This window comes from Mesorhizobium sp. 113-3-3, assembly GCF_016756495.1.
Classification (GTDB): Bacteria; Pseudomonadota; Alphaproteobacteria; order Rhizobiales; family Rhizobiaceae; genus Mesorhizobium.
Genome location: NZ_AP023243.1, coordinates 5,867,256 through 5,888,977 on the forward strand (window position 1 = coordinate 5,867,256; position 21,722 = coordinate 5,888,977).

The 21,722-nt window shown below is 59.9% G+C and carries 19 protein-coding genes; 7 read left to right on the plus strand and 12 right to left on the minus strand.

The window, feature by feature from the left end; all coding sequences use genetic code 11:
* Nucleotide 1: 1 nt before the first annotated feature.
* The 3 genes from JG746_RS28535 to JG746_RS28545 are packed head-to-tail and all read right to left on the minus strand — an operon-like array spanning nucleotide 2 to nucleotide 3,178.
* A complete protein-coding gene (locus JG746_RS28535; RefSeq protein WP_202355764.1) occupies nucleotides 2-844 on the minus strand; it encodes a carbohydrate ABC transporter permease in 843 nt (280 codons plus the stop codon).
* Entirely contained in the window at nucleotides 844-1,839 is a 996-nt protein-coding gene (locus tag JG746_RS28540; protein WP_202355765.1) for a carbohydrate ABC transporter permease, read from the minus strand. Before JG746_RS28540 ends, JG746_RS28535 begins: the two co-directional genes overlap by 1 nt.
* A 37-nt stretch (nucleotides 1,840-1,876) precedes the next feature.
* Nucleotides 1,877-3,178 carry an ABC transporter substrate-binding protein gene (locus tag JG746_RS28545; protein WP_202355766.1) on the minus strand — a complete coding sequence of 434 codons (1,302 nt, stop codon included), beginning with the start codon at nucleotides 3,176-3,178 and terminating at the stop codon, nucleotides 1,877-1,879.
* Between the two features lie 270 nt (nucleotides 3,179-3,448).
* Between JG746_RS28545 and JG746_RS28550 the strand changes: the two genes are divergently transcribed.
* Complete coding sequence (locus JG746_RS28550; RefSeq protein ID WP_202355767.1) at nucleotides 3,449-4,471, plus strand: LacI family DNA-binding transcriptional regulator; 1,023 nt, start codon at nucleotides 3,449-3,451, stop codon at nucleotides 4,469-4,471.
* A 48-nt stretch (nucleotides 4,472-4,519) separates the two neighbouring features.
* Nucleotides 4,520-5,185, plus strand: coding sequence for an HAD family hydrolase (locus JG746_RS28555; protein ID WP_202355768.1), 666 nt, complete (start codon nucleotides 4,520-4,522; stop codon nucleotides 5,183-5,185).
* Between the two features lie 92 nt (nucleotides 5,186-5,277).
* On the opposite strand, the gene JG746_RS28560 is transcribed toward JG746_RS28555, so the two are convergent.
* Nucleotides 5,278-6,183, minus strand: a complete 906-nt coding sequence (locus JG746_RS28560) for a GntR family transcriptional regulator (protein ID WP_202355769.1) — start codon at nucleotides 6,181-6,183, stop codon at nucleotides 5,278-5,280.
* 283 nt (nucleotides 6,184-6,466) lie between these two features.
* On the opposite strand from JG746_RS28560, the gene JG746_RS28565 reads away from it, so the two are divergent.
* The 4 genes from JG746_RS28565 (at nucleotide 6,467) to JG746_RS28580 (ending at nucleotide 10,365) form a co-directional block, all read left to right on the plus strand.
* Complete coding sequence (locus JG746_RS28565) at nucleotides 6,467-7,399, plus strand: ABC transporter permease subunit (RefSeq protein ID WP_202359507.1); 933 nt, start codon at nucleotides 6,467-6,469, stop codon at nucleotides 7,397-7,399.
* Nucleotides 7,396-8,184 carry an ATP-binding cassette domain-containing protein gene (locus JG746_RS28570; RefSeq protein ID WP_202355770.1) on the plus strand — a complete coding sequence of 263 codons (789 nt, stop codon included), beginning with the start codon at nucleotides 7,396-7,398 and terminating at the stop codon, nucleotides 8,182-8,184. Before JG746_RS28565 ends, JG746_RS28570 begins: the two co-directional genes overlap by 4 nt.
* An 85-nt stretch (nucleotides 8,185-8,269) precedes the next feature.
* Nucleotides 8,270-9,190 carry a sugar ABC transporter substrate-binding protein gene (locus JG746_RS28575; protein ID WP_202355771.1) on the plus strand — a complete coding sequence of 307 codons (921 nt, stop codon included), beginning with the start codon at nucleotides 8,270-8,272 and terminating at the stop codon, nucleotides 9,188-9,190.
* Between the two features lie 149 nt (nucleotides 9,191-9,339).
* On the plus strand, nucleotides 9,340-10,365 hold the full coding sequence (locus tag JG746_RS28580) for a zinc-binding alcohol dehydrogenase family protein (RefSeq protein WP_202355772.1): 1,026 nt from the start codon (nucleotides 9,340-9,342) through the stop codon (nucleotides 10,363-10,365).
* 77 nt (nucleotides 10,366-10,442) lie between these two features.
* Here the strand turns inward: JG746_RS28580 and JG746_RS28585 are convergent, their stop codons facing one another.
* The 4 genes from JG746_RS28585 to JG746_RS28600 all read right to left on the minus strand — a co-directional run bounded on the left by JG746_RS28585 (nucleotide 10,443) and on the right by JG746_RS28600 (nucleotide 15,033).
* Nucleotides 10,443-11,852: an FAD-binding oxidoreductase gene (locus tag JG746_RS28585; RefSeq protein WP_244730503.1), complete on the minus strand. Its 1,410-nt coding sequence runs from the start codon at nucleotides 11,850-11,852 to the stop codon at nucleotides 10,443-10,445.
* 78 nt (nucleotides 11,853-11,930) lie between these two features.
* Entirely contained in the window at nucleotides 11,931-12,803 is an 873-nt protein-coding gene (locus tag JG746_RS28590) for a carbohydrate ABC transporter permease (RefSeq protein ID WP_202355773.1), read from the minus strand.
* Nucleotides 12,793-13,689, minus strand: a complete 897-nt coding sequence (locus JG746_RS28595; protein ID WP_244730505.1) for a carbohydrate ABC transporter permease — start codon at nucleotides 13,687-13,689, stop codon at nucleotides 12,793-12,795. Before JG746_RS28595 ends, JG746_RS28590 begins: the two co-directional genes overlap by 11 nt.
* A gap of 90 nt (nucleotides 13,690-13,779) precedes the next feature.
* Nucleotides 13,780-15,033 (minus strand): ABC transporter substrate-binding protein, encoded by a 1,254-nt coding sequence (locus JG746_RS28600; protein ID WP_244730507.1) that lies wholly within the window; start codon nucleotides 15,031-15,033, stop codon nucleotides 13,780-13,782.
* Nucleotides 15,034-15,424: 391 nt separating this feature from the next.
* Between JG746_RS28600 and JG746_RS28605 the strand changes: the two genes are divergently transcribed.
* Nucleotides 15,425-16,297, plus strand: coding sequence for a dihydrodipicolinate synthase family protein (locus JG746_RS28605; RefSeq protein WP_202355774.1), 873 nt, complete (start codon nucleotides 15,425-15,427; stop codon nucleotides 16,295-16,297).
* Between the two features lie 98 nt (nucleotides 16,298-16,395).
* On the opposite strand, the gene JG746_RS28610 is transcribed toward JG746_RS28605, so the two are convergent.
* The 4 genes from JG746_RS28610 to JG746_RS28625 form a co-directional block, all read right to left on the minus strand.
* Nucleotides 16,396-17,205 carry an IclR family transcriptional regulator gene (locus JG746_RS28610; protein WP_244730509.1) on the minus strand — a complete coding sequence of 270 codons (810 nt, stop codon included), beginning with the start codon at nucleotides 17,203-17,205 and terminating at the stop codon, nucleotides 16,396-16,398.
* A gap of 302 nt (nucleotides 17,206-17,507) precedes the next feature.
* Nucleotides 17,508-18,920, minus strand: a complete 1,413-nt coding sequence (locus JG746_RS28615; RefSeq protein WP_202355776.1) for an aspartate ammonia-lyase — start codon at nucleotides 18,918-18,920, stop codon at nucleotides 17,508-17,510.
* Between the two features lie 193 nt (nucleotides 18,921-19,113).
* On the minus strand, nucleotides 19,114-20,610 hold the full coding sequence (locus JG746_RS28620) for a GMC oxidoreductase (RefSeq protein WP_202355777.1): 1,497 nt from the start codon (nucleotides 20,608-20,610) through the stop codon (nucleotides 19,114-19,116).
* Nucleotides 20,611-20,619: 9 nt separating this feature from the next.
* Nucleotides 20,620-21,720, minus strand: coding sequence for an ABC transporter ATP-binding protein (locus tag JG746_RS28625; RefSeq protein ID WP_202355778.1), 1,101 nt, complete (start codon nucleotides 21,718-21,720; stop codon nucleotides 20,620-20,622).
* Nucleotides 21,721-21,722: the final 2 nt, after the last annotated feature.

Sequence of the window (21,722 nt, forward strand, 5' to 3'; positions counted from 1 at the left end):
CTCATCCCTTCACGGCGCCGAGGGTCAAACCCCTGACCAAGTATTTTTGCATCAGCAGCACGAGCACGACGACGGGCAACGACATCAGCACGCCCGCGGCCGATCCCAAGCCCCACGAGATGGCCTTGGCCTTGATCGAGCTCGCCGCGATGACGGGCAAGGTGCGCGCTTCCGACGAGGTCAGGATGCTTGCGAGCAGGAATTCGTTCCAGGCGAACATGAAGATGATCACCATGGTCGCCGCGAGACCCGGCAAAAGCAGAGGCAAGGTTACGCGCCAGAAGCACTCGAACCGGCTGCAGCCATCGATCAGCGCGGCCTCTTCGATCGACTGTGGAATTTCCTGGATGAAGACGCGCATCACCCAGACCACAAACGGCAAGCCATTCAGCGTGTAGACGGCGATCAACAGCCATGGCGTGTCGAAGATGCCGAGTTGCTTGGCAATGATGAACAGCGGAATGACGCTGACCATAGGCGGCAACATGCGGATCGACAGCACCTCGAAGGCAATGAAGTTCTTGTTCTTCACGTCAAATCGGGCCAGTCCATAGGCAGCGAGCGTGCCTGCGATCATTGCAAACAGCGTGGCCAGGCAGACGATGAAGGCACTGTTGATCAACGCATCCATCGCATTCAGTTCGGTGAATAGCTTGCGAAAGCTCTCCAGTGTCGGCGAAAATATCCATTTCGGCGGATAGGCCGATATGTCGACATCCGACTTGAGCGAAGAAAGCGTCATCCAGACGATGGGAAAGGCGAAGAAGGCGGTCGCGATCAGGGCCAGCAGATAGTAGCCGATACCGCTGAAGAGCGATCCACGCGGCGCGGTCGAACTCGACATCAGCGTGCCTCCTTTTCGTTCACCATGCGCATGAAGCCGGTGTACTTCACGAAGATGAGCACCACGGCCAGGATGATCAGCAACGTAAGCCAGGACAGTGCGGCGCCGTATCCGAGATTGAAGAAACGGAAATTCACGCGCGCCAGATAGACGCTGAGCAGATCGGTGGCGAAGTCGGGGCCGCCCCGGGTGATGATGTAGACCGTGTCGTAGGTTCGGATGGCGTCGACGATCCGCAGCAGACTTGCGATGACGATTACCGGCTTAAGCATCGGAAGCGTGACCATGAAGAAGGTCTGAACAGGCGAGGCGCCGTCAATTGCCGCTGCCTCGAAGGGACTCTTCGGCAGCGCCGACAGGCCGGCAAAGATGATGAGGAACATGAACGGCGTCCATTGCCAGACGTCGACCAGCACCATGGAAGCCATGGCGCTGACTTTTTCGCCAGCCCACGGCTGCGGCGGGATACCCGCGAGGCTGAGCACGTAGTTGAGCACGCCGAGATCAGGCATCATCATGATGCGCCAGGTGATGCCGACCGCGATCGGCGTGATCAGCATCGGGACGATTATGATGGTCCTGAGAACAGTGAAGCCTCTGAGCCTGAGGTTGAAGAGCAGTGCGAGCAGAATGGCCAACGTAAGGGACAGTCCGACCGAGAGCACCGTGAACAGCAGCGTCAGTAGGATTGAATGCAGAAACTGGGCGTCGGTGAGCGCATCCGCATAGTTGCCGAGACCGACAAATCCCTGAAACTTGTCCGGATCCGCCGGTCTATAGCCGGTAATGCTCATGTAGAGGGAGTGGAGGAGTGGAAACAGGCCGACAACAGTCATGATGATCATGGTCGGCGCAAGCAGGACCACGCCCGTATAGCGCTCCCCGGCGCGCTGGGCGCGGTCGCTTGCGATTGGCAAACTCTCTAGGCTGACTGTCATGGTTCCTTGCTCTCCAGGGCGCACGCGGGAATCGGCCCGCGGCGCGTTCCTGTTCAACGAACGTCGGGGTACCCGACGCGCCGGTGCGGCGACTTCAGCCCTTGACGAGCTTGGCCACTCGATCAACGGCATCGACCATGGCAGTCTTGGGGGTCTTTCGCCCTGTCACGCCCGCGAGGACCTCCTCGTAGATTGCCCGCTGCACTTCCACGGCGTTGGTGAGGCGGTACGGCGGGATAGCGATCGGCTGAGTACCGCGGGTCTTGAAATCCTCAAAGACGTGAAGTCCGGGGATCTTCTTGATCATCTCGGGATTTTCCAGATCCGGCTTGTAGCAAATCGACGTTTCGCCAGCTTCCGAGAAATATTTGTAGCCACCATCGGCAAGCCAGGCCAGGAACTTGTAGCCCTCGGCCTGCTTCTTGCTCGCGGCATTCAACACCACGGTCCAGCCACCAATCATCGACTGCTGGAACTTCTCCGTGGGTGCCACCGCGTAGCCAAACTTGCCGGCGTGCGGTCCAGTCTCAATTCCGGAGAGCGCGTCCGACCAGGATATGATCATGGCCGCCGTACCTTGGCCGATCGCAGACTGACCTTCAGGATAGTCGAACCCGGACACGCCCTGCGGGCAATACTGCAAGACCTCTTTCAGCCTCTCGATGGCATGCTCGCCCTGCCCTTCCGAATTGAAGACGGGTTCATTGGCATCGTTGAAGCAACCGTCATCCGTGGGCGCCAGCTTCGTCATACCCATGACACGAGTCATCCAGTCGCCGGACATGTGGGCGTCCTGCCCTCCCAGACACAGCGTGTTTCCGGCCACATCCGAACTGTGCAGCTTTTTGGCGGCCGCGACATACTCGTCCCAGGTGACAGGCACCTTGTCGATGCCAGCCTTCTCGAACAGGTCCCGGCGGTAGATGAACACGGGAATTGTCATGGCAAGCGGCAGGCCGTAGTGCTTGCCCTGATAGATCGAGTACTGAAGCGATCCTTCGGTGACGTTGCCATAGTTGATGTCGGGAAGGCCCGGGGTCGCGGCCTTGATGTCCTCCATCGTGGGCGCCCACTTGTTGCGCTGCGGCTGGCGAACCCAGAGGCTGTCGGTGGTGATGATATCGAACGTCTCCGACCCCTGCGAGAGTTCGATCAGCATTTTTTCGTAGTGGGACTCATAGGGATTGGACTCCCCTGTGATCTTTGCGCCCGTATAGGCCTTCGCCACCTGGTCAGTCAGTGCCCCTGCCCACACCGAGTTGCTGTTGAGGATGTTGAGCGTCACCTCCTCCGCATAGGCCGACGAAGCGCGATACGCTGCCATTGCCGCGGCAAGACCGGCGGAAGCCTTCAAAAAGTTGCGACGGGAAAAGGGCAGTCTGATCGGGGCTGTCACGTGTTGCTCCTCCTGTTTTCATGCAAGGCGAAACGAGTACGCCTTAGCGTTCCCAAACCGTGTAAACGTTTTCATTTTTACGACCTGATACCCCCTTGTCAAGCGGCAACCCTGAAAAATGAAAACGATTTCATCCCAAGGCGCTTTAAGACTTGTCAAGCCGTGCGAAGTCGAAGACAAAAGGCTGAAGATCGATGAAACCAACGATCATGGTGGCGGCGTATGCCCGGTAAAAAGACGAAACAGCCAAGGCTCAGGAAACGAGCGGGCGTGTTCGATGTCGCCCGGGAGGCGGGCGTATCCGTCGCGACAGTGTCGAGAGCCTTCAATCTGCCGGATGTGGTCAGCGAGGATGTGCGGCGGCGCGTGCTGGCGACCGCGCAACGCCTCGGCTACGCCGCCAACCCCGCCGCCAAGGCGCTTCGCTCGCGCAAGACACACATTGTCGGGGCGGCTATTCCGACGCTCGACTATGCCATCTTTGCAAAGATGATCAATCACTTCCAGGATGCGTTCGCCCAGCATGGCTACATCACGATTGTCGCCACGACAGGTTTCGAGCACGCCAACGTGTTCGAGAAGATCAAGACGCTGGTCGATCGGGGAGCCGAAGCGCTGCTGCTGGTTGGCGCGATAGAGGACCCGGCATTGGTGCGCTATCTGAAGGAGCCGCATATTCCGGTCGTCACGACCTACTCCTATATCCCCGAGGAGATCGTGCCCTGCATCGGTTTCGACAACTACGCCGCTACCCAGAGCGCGATGGAATATCTCGCGGATCTTGGCCACAGACGTTTTGCCATGATCGCCGGCAGTCCGAAGGGGAGCGATCGTCAGCGCACCCGAATTGCCGCCTATAGGGATTTCATAGGGGAAAGAAAGCTGGAGGGCGAGGAGAACATCATCATTCGCGACTTCACCATCCGCGACGGCGCCGAAGCGATGCGCGCCCTGCTGGATAAATATCCCGACACAACCGCATTGGTTTGCAATACCGACGTGGTCGCCTTCGGCGCCCTTAGCGAAAGCCGCCGGCTTGGTATTCGCATTCCCCAGGATATCTCCGTCGTGGGGTTCGACGACGCGGAGTATGCCGCACAGTTGGACCCGCCGTTGACAACGATCGCCGTGCCCGCCGAAGAAATGGGGCGCCTGAGCGCCGAGATGCTCCACATGTCGCTTTCGACAGGAGATTCTCCTCGCTTTGTGCGACTGGACTCTCATCTGATCGTGAGAAAATCGGCTTGCCCCCCGCGAGGCCTGAAGCAACTGCGCCTCGCGAGCGCCGTGTAGCCCATCGGCTCGGCTGCCTCGGAAACGGCGTGACAAAGAGGTAAGGCGTTGCTGCCCCATAAGACATTTCTTCCGATCCGCCCTGCGGCGATAATTTTCGATTTCGACGGCGTCATTCTGGATTCGGCCGAGATCAAGGCTCAGGCTTTTGCAGAGATTTATTCAGAGCACGGCGAAGAATGGGCTGCTTTTATCCTCGACTATCAGCGCATGCATGGAGGCGTATCGCGCCGGGAAAAGTTCAAACATTTTGACAAAACGATACTCGGCCAGGAGCCGACCGAGGAAAGGCTTTCTTTCCTTTCCCAAAGGTTCACGGATATCGTCTTCAAGAAGGTACTTTCCGCACCTTTCATTCCCGGGGCCAGATCGCTGCTGGATGCGGCTCGCGATCACTCTCGGCTTTTTGTCGTCTCGGGTACGCCACAGGAAGAGCTTGTCGAGATCGTCCGACAACGTGCCCTGGATTCCTATTTCGAAATTGTCATCGGCGCGCCCACCAAAAAGCATGATGCTTTCACCCGGATCCTTGCCTTGGGCCTAACCCGGGAAACGGTGGTGGCTGTCGGCGATTCCATCACCGAATGTTCGGCGGCGCTAGAACTGGGAATACCGTTCCTGGGAATCCGCAACGGCCCATCGCCCACGAATTTCCCGGAAGGAGTCCTGCCCCTTCCCGACCTGACTGATGCTACCCGACTGCTTGGATTTTGAAGCCCACTCACACGCCTTCGTCGCTCCCTACACGTCGAACATGCGCTCGTTCGACAGTGAACAGCTGCGCTTGAGCCGATAAGCATTTCACCTCAGCCAGTGCCGCCGCCCGACGCTACAAGGGATCGCAAGAGCGTTTGCTTGGCTGATGCCAGATGCGCATTGGCAGCCATTTCCACGCGCATCACATCGCGGCTCAACAGCGCATCGATATAGGCTAGGTGCTCGATCAAGGCCGCGTGGTTGCGCTGCTTCTCGTCGCGCTTGTTCCATTGATAGTGGTAGTGAAAAATGAAGGTTATGATCTCGTAGAAGTCATTGATGAAGCGGTTTGGAGAAGCCTCGTTGATGAGGCGATGGAACCGGTTGTCGAGGCTGGAAAAATCGTGGAACCGGTGCTCGATCTCGCCAAGCAAATCGAGGTGCGCTCGCTTCAGTGCCTCCAGCTTGCCCCAGAGCGGAGCGTGGTCTGGCTGCCTGGCGAAAAACCGCGCTGACCGCAGTTCGAACATCACCCGAATCTCGAACAGCTCAAGTGCGAAATCCTCTGTGAAGCCCTCGAATATCCATCCCGAGTTCGGTCGCTTCCCGAGCAAGCCGAAACGGCCGAAGCGGATCAGGAATTCGCGAATTCCGTTGGTCGCCACGCCGAACTGCCGTGCGAGGTCCAACACGTTTATCAATGTTCCAGGCTTGGTGTCGCCACGCAGCATCCATTCCATGAACTGCTGCTCGATGTGAAGGTTTCTCGGCATCGTCTCAATGTCGGGAAAGTAGTCGATGGGCTGGATCCGCCTGTCTTCGGGCCGTGACCTTTCGGCACCAACGACAACGCCGCGATCAACCAGTTCCTTGAGCACCTTGCGGATGGTCGTGCGGCTGACGCACAGTCTTCGCCTCAGCTCATTCTCCGACGGCAACGGATCTTCGATATCCCCCCGGACCATAAGATCGAGCGTGCGGTTAAAACTCTTTTTGAAGACGGTGTCGGTTTTCATGAAGGCCAATCCTCCCCGGGGCTTGTCCTTTTTGGTGAATTTTTATCCATAAAAAACAACTTGCGTGGTCGCGGATAGTATTGTTTTTTATCGATAAGAGGAAGAGCGAAATACAAAAGCCAATATTTAGGTCGGAGTGCAGGTCACTCCCGACGGCGGGGGTTATTTGCCAAATCTAGCGAATAAACGTGAAGAACATATCGTCGGTGGCGTGGCCGGCGCCCACGACACGCGCACAAGCACGTTATCGATCGGCCTTGCCATTTTGAATTTCGGACCTGCGCTGATCCTTGTGTTACTGATCGCCGTATTGAGCTTGTCGTCTCCTTACTTTCTCACCACGCGCAACATCAGCAACATTCTCGCGCAGACCGCCGTGATCTCGGTTGTCGCCATGGGGCAGCAACTGGTGATCCTGACGCGCGGCATCGACCTGTCCGTCGGCTCGAATCTTGCCCTGGCGTCGGTGCTGGGCGCCCTGGCATTCCACGCGGGAGCGTCAGCCTCGCTGGTGATCGCGGTGATGATCGCGTCCGGTGCCGCCGTCGGCGCAATCAATGGCGGCTTCTACGTCTTCGGCCGCCTGCCGCATCCATTCATCATCACGCTTGCCACCTTGAGCATAGCCAAGGGCGTGGCGCTGCAGCTTGCCGACGGCCGCGCCATTCCGGGCATGCCACCGGCGATCAGCGCGCTCGGCACCGATGCGCTCGGTGGGCTGCCGGGCTCGGTCTTCGTGGTGCTGGCTGTCGCCGCAGTCTTCTTCGTGGTGACCCGCACGATGGTCTGGGGCCGCTGGATCTACGCCGTGGGCGGCCGGCCGGATGCCGCGTTGCGCATGGGCATTCCGGTATCCTGGGTGCTGGTCTCGACCTATGTCGTGTCGGGCACCTGCGCGGGTATCGGAGCAGTGATCCTGGCCGGCCGGACCGACGCGGGTTCGCCGCTGTTCGGCAACCTGCTCGAGCTCGACACGATCGCCGCCGTCATCATCGGCGGAGCGAGCTTTCTGGGCGGGCGCGGACATCTGGGCAACGCGCTGATCGGCGCCCTGATGATCGGCGTCATCCGCAATGCGCTCAACCTGCTCAACGTCAACATCTTCTTCCAGCTGATCGTTATCGGCGTGGTCATCGTGATCGCCGTCGAATGCGACGTTCTGCGAAATTATCTCGAAGGGCGCGTTCGGGTGATGCAGGCGGGAAAGCACTCATGAGCACGAACTCCGCCACCGCTCACGAGCACGCCGGCGATCTCGGCAGCCCGGTCCTTTCTGTACAAGGGGCAACCAAAAGGTTCGGCTCGGTCCTGGCCCTCAGCGATATCGACATCTCGGTGAGGCGCGGAGAAATCCTCTGCCTTCTCGGCGACAATGGCGCCGGCAAGTCGACCCTGATCAAGTGTATCAGCGGCGTGCATCGCCTGGACTCGGGCTCGATCGTGCTCGACGGCCAGGTCACGCCGATCCGTTCGCCAGCCGACGCGCGCACTGCAGGCATCGAAACCGTCTACCAGGACCTGGCGCTCTTCGACAATTTGACACCGGCGCAGAACTTCTTTGCCGGCCGCGAGATCGCGGCGCCGCAATGGCTGCCGCGCGGACTGCGCTTCCTGAGCCAGCGCCGGATGGATGCCGAGACCAAGTCTCTGCTCGCCAACCTCAAAGTGACCTTGCCCAGGAACGATGCCGTTGTCGCGATGATGTCCGGTGGTCAGCGACAGGCGATCGCGGTGGCGCGATCGACGGTTTTCGCCCGCAAGGTGGTTATCCTGGACGAGCCTACGGCGGCGCTCGGCCTGCGCGAATCCCGGCAGGTCCTGGATCTGGTGGCGAGGCTGCGAGACCAGGGCAACGCCGTCATCCTGATCACCCACAACATGGAACATGTCATCGAACTGGCGGACCGGGCCATCGTGCTCCGGCAGGGGCGCAAGGTCGGCGAACTGGTGCCTACCGCCGACAACAAGCAGCAGCTGGTCGCCATGATCGTCGGGGCCTGACAGCAGGTTTTGCAGGCTGCAGGGGCAGTCCGCAAATGAGGGGTCACCCTTCCTTCGGAGGGGGCCCAAAAAGGAGGAAACGAGCATGAAATTGCAAGCAGGAGTTTTGGGCGGGCTGGCGATCGCATTGGCGTTCGCGATGCCGTCCCATGCGGCCGACAAGATCAAGGTCGGCCTGATCACCAAGTTCCCCGTCCCCTTCTATTCGACGATGGAAGAGGCCGCCAAGAAATATGCGGCCGCTCATCCCGAGGTTGAGCTGGTCACCGGACAGGGACAGGCGGCGACTGACATCGAAGGGCAGATCTCGTTGATCGAGTCCATGATCACCCAAGGCGTCAAGGGCCTGGCCATCACGCCTGTCGATCCTACAGTGGCGCCGGCCCTCGACAAGGCCGTGGCGGCCGGCATCAAGGTGGTGCTGGTCGACAACAGCATACCGAACTGGAAGGGATCGAGCGCGCTTGTCTCCACCAACAATCTCAACGGCGGCAAGATCGCAGGCGAATACCTCAAAACGGTTCTCAAGGCGGGCGACAAGATCGGCATCCTGCAAGGCGTGCCGGGCGTGCCCGCGCTCGACGATCGCGTCACCGGCATGATGGAAGGTCTCGGCGACCTCAAGGTGGAGGTGGTGGGCAAGGGAGCGACCAACTGCACCCTGGAACTGGGAACGTCGGTCGCGGAGGACATTCTCACCGCCAATCCCGACCTGAAGGCGATCTACGCCGCTTGCGGACCGCCCATCCCGGGCGCGGCGAAGGCAATCGCCAATGCCGGAATCGCCAACGACAAGTTCATCCTCGTCGGCTTCGATGCGTGCTGCGGGGAAATCGAGGCGATCAAGTCGGGAGCGGAAGACGCCAGCGTCGCCCAGTTCCCTGCCAAGATGGGTGAACTCGGCATCGACACCGTGGTCAAGGCGATACGCGGTGAGAAGGTCGAAGCCAATGTCGACACTGGCGCAGGTTTGGTGACGCTCGCCAACGTCAAGGACTTCGAATAGGCGAGCCTTTGCCCGGCGGCCCGCGCCAGCGGCCGCCGGGAGGTCTCGACCCAGTGGCGGAGACTGCCCTTTCGCTCCGGCGAGCCGGCGCGAACAGACGGCGCCGCAATCGGCCCTCCACGCCCCCTTGCACTCGGAGTTTCCTCGCCATGAAAGCCGTCGTTTGTCTTGCGCCTGGCGAGCTGGTTCTCAGGGATCTGGCCTGGCCCGCGTCGCCACCGCCCGGCTGGGCATTGCTGAGCGTGAGCCACGTCGGGATATGCGGCACCGACTATCACATCTTCGAGGGCAAGCACCCCTTTCTGACTTATCCGCGCGTGATGGGCCACGAGGTTTCCGCCACGGTGGCGGCCGCCGGCGAAGGTGTCGACCTGGCAACCGGCCAGGCGGTAATCGTCAACCCCTATCTGGCCTGCGGCCGCTGCATTGCTTGCCGTCAGGACAAGCCAAACTGCTGTGTGGCCATCGAGGTGCTGGGTGTCCACCGCGATGGCGCCATGTGCGAGCAGATCCTGGTCCCCGCAGCCAATCTCTATCCCACCAAAGGGCTTTCCCTTGGTGATGCCGCGGCGGTCGAATTCCTGGCCATCGGCGCTCATGCGGTTCGCCGATCCGCGGCCGGCAAGGGCAAGCGGACCCTGGTCATTGGCGCCGGTCCCATCGGTCTCGGCACAGCCCTGTTCGCCGGAATAGCGGGCCAAGAGGTCACGATCCTCGACATCGATCGTGAAAGGCTGGACTTCGCCGAGCAAGGCCTGGGGTTCGCAGTCGTCGACGGCTCTCTGGCGACAGCCGCCGAAGCGCTTGGAACCCGTACCGCCGGCGAGGCTTTCGACGTTGTCTTTGACGCCACCGGAAACAGCGCGTCGATCCGGGGCGCCTTCGCACATGTGGCGCATGGCGGCGTGCTGGTCATGGTCAGCGTGGTAAAAGACGAGATCTCCTTCTCGGATCCCGAGTTCCACAAGCGCGAGATGACGCTGATCGGCAGCCGCAACGCCGCCAGGACGGACTTCGACCAGGTGGTCGCCTCAATCCGGAACGGCGCCATACCGATTGCCAAACTCGTCACGCATCGCACGACACTGGCAGACAGCCCGCGTGACATCGCTCATTGGGCACACCGGAAATCAGGATTGATCAAGGCTGTCATTGCCGTTCATAGCGACGGCTGACTTCGTAACGGCCGTCAATTGTCGGCATGCGGCGCCGTCGCATGTAACTCCTGTTGCAAGACATCCCGTCGCCAGGATCAAGACGTTTTTGGGGGATACAATCCGGGAATGAGTTTGCCGGGATTCATGATGCCGTTCGGGTCAAAAAGACCCTTGATAGCGCGCATGACGTCCAGGGCAGATCCATGTTCCGCTTCCATATATCTGAGTTTGCCCAATCCTATGCCGTGTTCCCCCGAGCAGGTCCCTTCCATTGCCAAGGCGCGATAGGCCAATCGGGAACTGATGCCGCTCGCGATCTCGTATTCTTCCTGGCTATCCGGATCGATGACCAGACCAAGGTGGAAGTTCCCGTCGCCCGCATGTCCGTTGAGACACACAAAGAACGGGGCCTTTTCGATATCGGCCTTTGTATCCACGACACATTCGGTCAGCCGGGAGATTGGCACGCAAGCATCCGTCGGCATCACCTTCGCGCCGGGCCGGCTGGCCAACAACGCATTGTGCATTCGGTGGCGCGCGCGCCATAGCACCGCCCGGCTCTCCTGATCCCTGGCCCAACGAAACTCGCCTCCGCCCATTTCGGCGGATATCGCCCCGACAATGGCTATTTGTTCGGCAACGGCTTGGGGCGCGCCCGCGAATTCGAAAAATAAGGTAGGCCGTATTTCATAGTTGAGTTTGAAGTACTCGACGCATGCCCGCATGGCGGGCTCGTCCATCAGTTCCGCTCGCGCAATCGGCAAACCCAGCTGAATTATCTGGGTCACGGTTTCGACCGCGGCCTTCAGCGAAGGATAGCCGCACACGGCCGCGACGGTCTCTTCTGGGACGCCATGCACGCGGATGGTGAGTTGCGTGATTACGCCGAGAGTGCCTTCCGAGCCGATGAAGAGCTTGGTCAGGTCGTAGCCTGTCGACGATTTTCGAGCCCGGCTCCCCGTCTTGATGACCCGGCCATCGGGCAATACCACACGCAAGGACAGCACGTTCTCGCGGATTGTGCCGTAGCGCACGGCATTGGTGCCGGACGCACGCGTCGCCGCCATCCCGCCTATCGTTGCCTCCGCGCCGGGATCGATCGGGAAAAACAGCCCCAGATCCTTCAGATGCCTATCCAGTGCCTGTCGCGTGACGCCCGGTTCGATGACCACGTCCAAATCGTCAGGATGCACGGCGAGTATTCGATTCATGCGGCTGACATCCAGGCTGACGCCGCCGTGGACGGCGCTCAAATGCCCTTCCAGCGACGTTCCCGCGCCGAAGGGAATGACCGCTACCCCATGGGCATTGGCGCTCTTGAGGATCGCCGCGACCTCCGTTTCGCTCTCGGCAAAACAGACGGCGTCTGGTGCGTCCACCGCGTGGAACCCCTCCCCGCCGCAGTGCTGCCGCCTGAGCACCGAGTTGGTCGTAAAGCGGTCGCCAAGCAGCTTTGCGACCTCGTGGACAAAGGCAATCGGCAGCGAACGCTTCGACACTGACATTGGAGATCCCATCGACTGTGAATGTTTGTCCTGGCTCATGTGACGGGGTTGGAGCGGCCGGCCGGCTTGCTCGCGCGATTATCCCTTGACCGCGCCGGCCGTGAGGCCCCGGACGAAATACCGTCCGGACAGGACATAAACGATCAGCGTGGGAAGCGCGGCAATCAGTGCCGCCGCCATGTCTACGTTGTATTGCTTGCGCCCAAGGGTCACGTTCACGACGTTGTTCAACGCGACGGTGATCGGTGAACTGCCACCGGCGGAAAACGACACACCAAACAGGAAATCGTTCCATATCGACGTGAACTGCCAGATGCAGCAGACGACCGCGATAGGAATGGCCGTAGGCAGGGCGATGCTGAAGAATATTCTGAAGAAGCCGGCGCCGTCGACCAACGCCGCCTTGGTCAACTCATCCGGGAACGAGACAAAATAGTTCCTGAAAAACATTGTCGTGAATGCGATGCCATAGACCGAGTGCACCAGTATGAGGCCGGCGGTGGATCCTGATAGCCGCAGCATCCCAAGCACCCGCGCGATAGGGAGCAACACGGCCTGCAGCGGGAGGAAGCACCCGAACAACATGAAGGCGAAAAACAGATCCGCTCCGCGAAATTTCCACTTCGTCAGGGTATAGCCATTGATGGCGCCGATAGCGGTGGACACGAAGACCGCGGGGATGGTGATAATCAGCGAGTTCAGAAAGAACGGCGAAAGCCCGACACAGTTGGTGCCGATGCAAGCCGTGCTCCACGCCTTCGACCACGCTTCAAACGTTATCTGTTTCGGCAGCCCGATAAGCGAGCCGGAATAGATCTCGTCCAACGGCTTGAAGGATGTGATCAACATGACCCAGAGCGGCACCAGGTAGAGCGTGGCCAGAACAGCCAGGCACCCATACACAAACAGCCTGCCGCCGTAGCGCTCGAGCCTGCGCATTTTAGTGATCATTGCTGGGTTTCCGAAGTTCGGTGTAGAGATAAGGGACCATGATCGCCACCACCGCGGCCAGCATCATCATTGCGCTGGCTGCGCCGACCGCCATCTGGTTCCTTTCGAACGTTGCCGAAAACATGAACATTGACGGCATCTCCGTCGCTCCGCCGGGCCCTCCATTCGTCAGGGCGAACGTCAGGTCGAACGTTTTGATAGCGATCTGCCCAAGCAGGACGATCACGCTGAGAAACGCCGGGCGCAGCATCGGCACGACAACGCTGACATAGATACGGGCCTGCGAAGCCCCCTCCATCTGAGCGGCTTTTATTATAGAGTTGTCGATGCCTCTGAGGCCGGCGAGAAAGATGGCCATCGCAAAGCCGGATGACTGCCATACCGCGGCGATGACGACGGTGTAGAGAGCGTATTTAGGGTTCACCAGCCAGTCGAAGGTGAAGGAGGTCCAACCCCAGTCACGAACCATTTTCTGAAGACCGAGGCCAGGGTTGAGGACCCACTTCCAGGCGACGCCAGAAACGATGAAGGAGAGCGCCATCGGATATAGAAAGACGGTCCTGAGAAAGCCCTCGGCCCGGATCCGCTGATCGAGGAGAATGGCGATAAAGAGGCCAAAGACGGTGGCGATTGAAAGGTAGAGTGCCGAGAAGACAAACAGGTTCTCGACGGCTACGTGCCATCTGGGAGTCGACCAAAGGCGAACAAACTGCTCCAGACCTACGAAGTCGTAGATCGGCATCACTTTGGACGAGCTGAGCGATATACTGGCAGTCCACGCGATGAAGCCGTAAATCGCGATGAGGATAATCACGCCGCTCGGCGCCAGCACGATCTTAGGCAACTGTGCAGCGAAATATCGCTTGATCTCAAACATTCTGGTCATTCGGTCTCCCCGGATCCGCCAAGGCAAATCATGCTCGGCAGCAGCCCGCCGGAAGGCCAACAATGGCCTTCCGGTCTTCGTCGATGGCGCTTAGCGCGCGTTGTTGATTTCGTCGGCGAGGAGCGTCACCGCGTCCTGGGCGCTCATGTCCGACACGAAGAACTTCGCCGCGACTTCCTTGAAAATCGAGGCGAACTGAGGTTCCGCGGCATAGCCGCCGGACAGCGTTCCCAGGAACGACTTGTGCTCGATCGAAGCCTTCAGGTCCACGGCAGCCTGCTTGGCGCAGTCGTCGAATTTCGACATGTCGACATCGAGCCGAGGCGGGATGGAGCCCTTGATCAAGTTGAACTTGATCTGCACCTCCGGATCGAGAAGCACCTTGACCAGTTCGTCCTGCGCGGCACGCAGGCTCGGATCGGTGGTTTCGAACATGGAGAACGAGTCCATCGCCCAAAGGAAATTCGGCGTCGACGTTGGGGTTGGGAAACAGAGGAAGTCGACACCGGGCTTCAGGTTCTTGGCCAGGAATTCGCCCTTTGCCCAATCGCCCATGACCTGCATGCCGGCCTTGCCGCTCGCAACCATCTCCGTTGCCACCGCCCAGTCACGGCCCACGAAATTGTCGTCGACCAGGCCTCTAACCTGGCGGAGCTTTTCGAACACCTTGACCATCTGCGGGCTGCGAATGGCCTTGTCGTCCACCTTGAGAGCGACTTGCGTGTAGAATTCGGGTCCATTCAAATCCACGATCAGGCTATCGAAGATTTTGGCGATCTGCCAAGGCTCGTCGCTGGCCGCCAGGGGGATGATCCCGGCCTTGCGGAGTTTCTCGCCGGACGCGATGAGTTCGTCCCAGGTCTTGGGAACTGAAACGCCGGCCGTGTCGAAAGCCTTTTTGTTGGCCCAGATCCAGTTGGAACGAAGCAAATCGATCGGCACCTCAACCCACTTGCCGTCAGGGGCCGCCAGACGCCTGTAGTCGGCCGGCAGCGACTGAACGCCGCCGCTGGCGGTCTCCAGATCGGTCAGGTCCCTCAGAACACCTTCCTTGGCCCAGGTGGCGGCGTCGTAGCCCAGCATCTGCATTGCACCAGGCGGATTGCCGGCGACGATACGAGCACGCAGCGACTGCGCCGCGTTGGCGCCGTTCGCTCCGCCTATGGCGGTGTCCTTCCAGACGACGCCGCGCTTTTCCAGTTCTTGCTTGATCGTGTTGACGGCGGCCACCTCGCTGTCAGACACCCAGTGGTGGATGACCTCGATCGACTTATCCTCAGCGTGGGCCGTCGCAGAAATCATGCCGCACATGGCCGCGCCCAGTAACAAAGACCGACTACGCATTTGCTCTCCCCAACTATCTCCGAATTGCGATGAGTACAGACCGCTTAGAACCTGTGTCCCGCGCCTGCCCCGGTAGGCTCGCCACGTAGGTTTTCCGCCTACCGGTACAGAGGTTCATACAACGGAACAGAGCCAGCAATTGCGCACCCGGTAAGAAACTGACGCTATGTGATGCACATAACCGCGGTTACTGCGAAACACCGGGATTTCCAACAAGTTCGCTCATCGAAATTCCTCTTGACAAAGGCTTTAAGGCGGAGCGATTTTGCGATAGTTGATATACTGTTTCATTGAATGAAACGATAGGCGCGGTCGCCCAAGCATATCATCGACACCGGGGCCGAGTGGTCCCGCTGGTTTCACAACGATCCCTCTCAGCAGGAACTGCAAAATGGTTGAACCACTAAGGCGCGAAGAAGTCAGAGGCGTCATTACACCGATCGTGACGCCGTTTAATCGCGATGAGACAATCGATATCGCATGCTTTGAACGCGAACTTTCGTTCATGGAAGCATCCGGCATAAAGGTGATCATCATTGGCGGCAGCACCGGATCCGGAAACGAGCTGAACGCCGAGGAGTTGGCGTCCTTGATCCGCACCGCGACGAGCAAGAGCAATCTGCGCGTCATCGCCGGCATCATCCCCGATACGACCAGGGACGCCATTCACCGGTCTCTGCTTGCGAAAGAGGCGGGCGCCGCCGCGCTGCTGCTCTGTCCACCGACCTACAACGGCATGACAGACGAGTCGGCGCTCGCCTTTATAACGGATGTCGCTGCCGCTGCCGGTTTGCCAATCGTCTTTTACGACCACTTCAACTACGCAGTCGATCTCTTGAAGACGATCGCTCGGCTGCGTGAAGTCATTGCGATCAAATGTGTATTCCAGAACATAGGGGAGCTTGTGCAGACTGTCGGCGAGCACGTGACGGTAGCTGCCGGCTATGACCCGATCACACTTGCAGGCTATGTGATGGGCGCGGAGGCTTCGATCTGCGGCGTTCACGCGGTATTGCCGAAGCAGAATGTCGACATCTATAGGGCGTTCAAGGACGGCGATATCGCGGAAGCCATGCAGTTGACAAAATCCATCGGCCCGATTTGCCGAGAAGTCAGTCAGTCAACCAATTTTCCCACCCGCATAAAATACGCCATCAGCCTGCTTGGCCGAGATGTCGGGACACCCATCCGCCCGTTGGACCGGATTGGCGAAACTGATAAAGCGGCCATCGAGGGCGCTCTCAAGGTCGCCGGATTGCTCTAGAGGATTTCCTCGCCGGGGTCGTCTCACCTTCTATGTCGAGGTAGGCGATCCCGCGCTATATATTGGGGCGATCTTTCGCTCTCAATGGCGTCCCATGCTCAAACGCCGTGGCCGGAATCCCTTCTGCCGGCGAATCCAATCGCTCGCGACAGTTGCGCAGTAGCCTCGACCAGATAAGCCCCCACGGACGGAATCGCATCGTCGACAACGCGGGTCGTCGGACCGGAGATGCTGATTGCTCCAATCGGGCGACCGGAGGCATCGAATATGGCTGCCCCGACACATCTGCTGCCGATCGTTGCCTCTTCATTGTCCACGGCGTAACCCAGTTCGACGATCTCGGGCAATTCGGCCAAAACCTTGGCTGCACTGGTCAATGTCCGCGGCGTAAAACGGTCAAAACTGCATCGCTGCAGCAACCTGTTGGCTTCGTCGCGATCGAGCCATGCCAATATGCTTTTGGACAGGGACGATGCATGCCAGGGGTTGACCGAACCAACCGCTCCGCCCTGCCTCAGCATCTGTGTTGTCTCGATGCTGTCCACGACCACGACTTCCTGGCGAACAAGTAGTGCCAGGTTGATGGTTTCATTGAAGTGTTCATACAATTTCTGCAGATAAGGGCGAGCAACGGCGCGAATGTCACGGCGGTGCAAAGCCTTTTGCCCCAACATAAAAAGATCGATACCCAACGTGTAGCCGTTCCCGTCCACACGCTCGATGACCCCATGGCCGACCAGGCTTGCGAGATATCGCAACGTCGTTGGTTTACCGAGGTCAACCTCCCTGGCGATCGCGGATAAAGACAGTGGCCCTTCCGCCTTCTCCAGGACGCGCAGTATCGCCATTGTCCGATCAACAGCGTCGAAACGGACTCTCTCGGCCAGGTTCTGTGATGGTTCTGTCAACTCGCCAACTCCAAATGAGCGCATGGGCAGAGGCTGGCAAAATCGGCCAGAGCCTACGCTAGCAAGCGCTCAATCAGAGATATTCAGTGGTGACGCGGTCCGCTGCTCCAATGCCCGGGACGGGGCACCTCGACAGTGGTGCAGCGACTCGTATTTTACACCTGCTGAACAACGATATCACTCACCAAAACGGTGAGCAACAACCGAACGAAGTTCCGCGATCTGCTGTACGCCAAGCGGCGTGCAGGATGTCAGCCTTTAGCCGCCCTATTGGCTACGGCGCCGGACCAGCCGTTGCGCCTTCAAGCCGAGGCGTTCGAGAGACCCGCGAACTCAGCACTGTTGCCGAAGATCTGCTCGATCTGTTCGGGGAGCAGAACACCCTCGTCTTCAACGACCTGGCGCAAATTTCTCTTGCCTGCCAAGGCGCGCTTCGACAGTTCCGCAGCCTTGCTGTAGCCGATGAGTTTCGCCAACGGCGTGGCCAAGGCAAGGGATTGGTCCAGCAGGGCTTTGCAGCGATCCTCGTCGACTTCGATCCCGTCGACGCAGCGCTCTTTGAAAATCCGCATTCCTCTCGTCAACAGCCGCATGGACTGCAGGATGTTCAAGACGATCACCGGCTCCATCGCATTCAACTGAAGCTGCCCGGCGCTTGCGGCGAGCGTTACGGCAAGATCATTCCCAATGACCTGGAAACTGAGCTGATTCATCATCTCCGGAATGACAGGGTTAATCTTGCCCGGCATGATGGAAGAGCCGGCCTGTACCGGCGGCAGGCGAATCTCCCCGAGGCCGCCGAGCGGTCCGCTGCTCAGGAGGCGCAGATCGTTGCAGATCTTGGTCAGCTTGACCGCAATGCGCTTCAGCATACCTGAAAAAGACACAAAACCGCCGGTGTCGGATGTCGCCTCGATAAAGTTGCGCGCGGCGATAAGCTGGATCCCGGATATCTGCGACAGATGACGGCAAACGATGCCGGGGAACTCGCGGGGCACGTTGATCGACGTGCCGATCGCCGAGCCGCCGAGGTTGATTTCCAGCAACAATCTCGATGCCGATTGAAGCTGGATGATGTCCTCGTCGATGAGTTCGGCAAAGGCCCCGAACTCCTGCCCGACTGTCATCGGAACGGCATCTTGAAGCTGAGTTCTGCCGACCTTCAGGGCATTTGCGTGCTGCAGCGCTTTCGCGCGGAAGGCCTCACGCAAGCCGACCTGTGCGGATACCAGCCCCTCGCAGGCTCGCAACACCGTCAGCCGGATTGCGGTCGGATACACATCGTTGGTCGACTGGGAGAGGTTCACGTCGTCATTGGGGTGCAGTCTCGTATAGTCGCCAACGGCTGCGCCGAGCTTGAGCAAGGCTAGGTTCGTTACAACCTCATTGACGTTCATGTTGGTGGACGTGCCGGCACCGCCCTGCATCATGTCGACGGGAAAATTCTCTTCGATCGCCCGAAGCCCGATGAGCTCGTCACAGGCATATGAGATGGCCTGTGTCTTTTCGGGCGAGAGCAGTCCGAGTTCCATGTTCGCCTGGCCGGCGGCCTTTTTCACCATGGCCATCGACTGGATGAGCTCGGGGAAATCCCTCAGGCGCAGCCCCGATACGTCGAAGTTCTGCTCCGCTCGTCGGGTGTGCACCCCGTAGAGCACATTGCCAGGGATAGCGAGCGGTCCAATCAGGTCGGATTCGATGCGTTCGACAAACATGGTTGCTTCCTCTCTCAGGACAGGGTTCGGCGCCACGCACCGCCCCATCGCTCGCCTCTGGACCCGATCGGCCTGACGGGGCCGCCGAAAGTCTCCGACCCGAGCCTCTGCGGGCTACGACGCGCAGGTTCTCGGCGTCCCACCACAGGACTCGCCTTCAGCGGCGTCCTCTCTGCCGCGGGAGATGACACCGTCACCCTTGCCTGATGGCGGCGCCAGCCTTGATGGCGAGGGCAGCGACGGTCAGTGCGGGGTTAACGGCCGCTGATGTGGGAAGTACCGAAGCGTCGGTCACGTAGAGGTTTGAGATTTCGTGCGAACGGCAATCTGTCGACACGACCGACGTCTGCGGATCGTTTCCAAGTCTGGCGGTGCCGCACTGGTGCGACGTCGTCTTCCTGCCGAAGGTTCGGGTGAGCACGATGGGGAAGCCGGCCTTGCGCATGACGTGACGCGTCTTGCGGATAAGGGTCTCGTGCGCCTGCATGTTGCTGCGCACCCAATGCATGACGATGCGGCCATCGCTGACCGTGACGCGGCTGTCGGGATTGGGCAGGTCCTCGCTGGTCAGGAACCAGCCATAGCAATTGCGGGCTATCAGCCCGGCCACCCAGCGCGGCAGCAATGGTGCGTTGGCCTTCAGGATATTTCCCGTAATGTGTCCAAGTAACTGGACGTTTCCAAGCGGAAATCCGGTCTCCGGGTCGGCATTGTAGAAGTCGTTGAACGCAAGCGTCTTCTGGTAAACCGATGTGTTGGCGGATAGCGGATCGATCGCCAGCATGGCGGTGGTGTTGTGGTTCATGAAATTGCGGCCGAGTTGGTCGGACCCATTGGCCAGCCCGCGCGGGTGGGCGGCATTGGCGGACCGCAAGAGCAGCGCCGCGGTTTGGACCGCTCCGGCCGCAACGGCAAACACGCCTGCGCTTATGCGTTGCTCAACGCCATCCTTCACAAACACCGCGGCAATCACCTGCTGGCCGGCCGGATCAGTCTCCAGACGCAAGACATTGGCGCCAGTCAGGATACTGACGTTGCCGTGCCTGAGAGCCGCCGCCAGCGGGCCGGCCTCGGCATCGATCTTGCCGGACCCGGTATTGGGAAACGCGTCCCATCCGGTCTTGGCGCGGCGAAGCCATTCATCGATGTCGATAGCCAAAGGAAGACTGGAGGGGTGCACGCCTGCCTTGTTCAGGCGAGCGCGCACAGCGGCGATCGCGGGCTCGTCCTGAACCGGGGGAAAGCGGTAGGGGCTCGCACGAGGCGGCTCGGTCGGGTCCTGCGAGGCATCGCCGCGCACCTTGAAGATCGCCTCGGCCCGCTCGTACCAGGGCTCGAGTTCGTTATAGGTGATCGGCCACCCCGGCGAAGCACCGTCCATGTGTTGGCGAGGCGAGAAATCCTCCAGTCTGTAGCGGTACAAGACCGCGCCAAAGAATTTGGAATTGCCGCCGACATAGTAATAATTGCCTGGCAGGAAGGTCTCGCCGTCGGTGCCAACCCACTCTTCCGTCGAACGGTAGAAACCCTTGAGGAATATCGCTTTGTCATCGCGCGCCTCGGGGGTATCCCGAAGGTGCTCGCCACGTTCCAGAATTACGATACGCCTGCCGCTATCGGCAAGGCTGTAGGCCAGGGACGCGCCCCCAATCCCTGACCCGATGATGACGATATCTGCTGTCTGATCCAAGTCGGCGCCTCAATCTATGCGTTGTTCGGTCTCGGCATCGAACAGCACGATCTTGGCGGTATCGACTGCAAGGGTCGCGGGCGTGCGGGCTGAGACGGCCCGTGGTGGCACGCGCGCCGTGACCTCGACGCCGCCTGCCTGGAACAGCGCAAGCGTGTCGGGTCCGGTTGGCTCGACAACGTCGATGTTCACTGACAATTTCTGCGCGGACTGCGCGCCGGCGACGCTGAACAGTTCAGGCCGAATGCCGACGAGTATGCCGCGGCCGGCGTATTTCGCGGCCGCTTGCGAAGAGACTGGGATTCCGGCGAGCTGAGCCGACGCCACGCCAGGGATGTCGATGATAGCGACCGCGCGCCCCTCCGTTACCTCGAGCTTCGCCGGGATGATGTTCATGGATGGCGAGCCAACGAACTTGGCCACGTAGACGTTCGCCGGCCGGTCGTAGACCGACTGCGGATCGTCGAGGTGCTGGACCACGCCGTCCTTCATCACCGCGACGCGCGTCGCGAGCGTCATCGCCTCGATCTGGTCGTGGGTGACATAGACGATGGTGGTTCCCAAGCGCGCGTGGAGGCGCTTGATCTCCGTGCGCATGTCGACGCGCAACTTGGCATCCAAGTTGGAGAGAGGTTCGTCGAACAGGAACAGCTTGGGTTGGCGCACGATCGCGCGCCCCATCGCCACGCGCTGGCGCTGGCCGCCGGAAAGTTGCGACGGCTTCCTGTCCAGAAGATGCGTCATCTGCAGCAGATCGGCCGCGGTCTTCACGGCTTTGTCGCGCTCGGCCTGCGACACTCCGCGTATCTTCATGCCGAACTCGATGTTCTGGCGCACCGTCATCGTGGGGTACAGCGCGTAGGACTGGAACACCATCGCGATATCCCTGTCTTTCGGCGAGAGGTCGTTGACCACCTTGCCGGCGATGCGGATTTCTCCGCCGGATATCTCTTCCAGGCCAGCGATCATGTTGAGCAGCGTTGACTTGCCGCAGCCCGAAGGTCCGAGCAGTACGAGGAAGTCGCCGGTGCCGATGGAGATGCTCACCTCCTTCAGGACTTCGAGGTCACCATAGAGCTTGCGGGCACGATCGATTTCGAGAGTTGACATAG

What these genes read in the sequence shown, in the direction of transcription:
- JG746_RS28595 (WP_244730505.1), bottom strand. Translation starts at nt 13,689, where the DNA reads ATGACCAGAATGTTTGAGATCAAGCGATATTTCGCTGCACAGTTGCCT.
- JG746_RS28560 (WP_202355769.1), bottom strand. Translation starts at nt 6,183, where the DNA reads ATGAAAACCGACACCGTCTTCAAAAAGAGTTTTAACCGCACGCTCGAT.
- JG746_RS28625 (WP_202355778.1), bottom strand. Translation starts at nt 21,720, where the DNA reads ATGTCAACTCTCGAAATCGATCGTGCCCGCAAGCTCTATGGTGACCTC.
- JG746_RS28570 (WP_202355770.1), top strand. Translation starts at nt 7,396, where the DNA reads ATGAGCACGAACTCCGCCACCGCTCACGAGCACGCCGGCGATCTCGGC.
- JG746_RS28605 (WP_202355774.1), top strand. Translation starts at nt 15,425, where the DNA reads ATGGTTGAACCACTAAGGCGCGAAGAAGTCAGAGGCGTCATTACACCG.
- JG746_RS28575 (WP_202355771.1), top strand. Translation starts at nt 8,270, where the DNA reads ATGAAATTGCAAGCAGGAGTTTTGGGCGGGCTGGCGATCGCATTGGCG.
- JG746_RS28535 (WP_202355764.1), bottom strand. Translation starts at nt 844, where the DNA reads ATGTCGAGTTCGACCGCGCCGCGTGGATCGCTCTTCAGCGGTATCGGC.
- JG746_RS28615 (WP_202355776.1), bottom strand. Translation starts at nt 18,920, where the DNA reads ATGTTTGTCGAACGCATCGAATCCGACCTGATTGGACCGCTCGCTATC.
- JG746_RS28585 (WP_244730503.1), bottom strand. Translation starts at nt 11,852, where the DNA reads ATGTCAGTGTCGAAGCGTTCGCTGCCGATTGCCTTTGTCCACGAGGTC.
- JG746_RS28600 (WP_244730507.1), bottom strand. Translation starts at nt 15,033, where the DNA reads ATGCGTAGTCGGTCTTTGTTACTGGGCGCGGCCATGTGCGGCATGATT.
- JG746_RS28590 (WP_202355773.1), bottom strand. Translation starts at nt 12,803, where the DNA reads ATGATCACTAAAATGCGCAGGCTCGAGCGCTACGGCGGCAGGCTGTTT.
- JG746_RS28580 (WP_202355772.1), top strand. Translation starts at nt 9,340, where the DNA reads ATGAAAGCCGTCGTTTGTCTTGCGCCTGGCGAGCTGGTTCTCAGGGAT.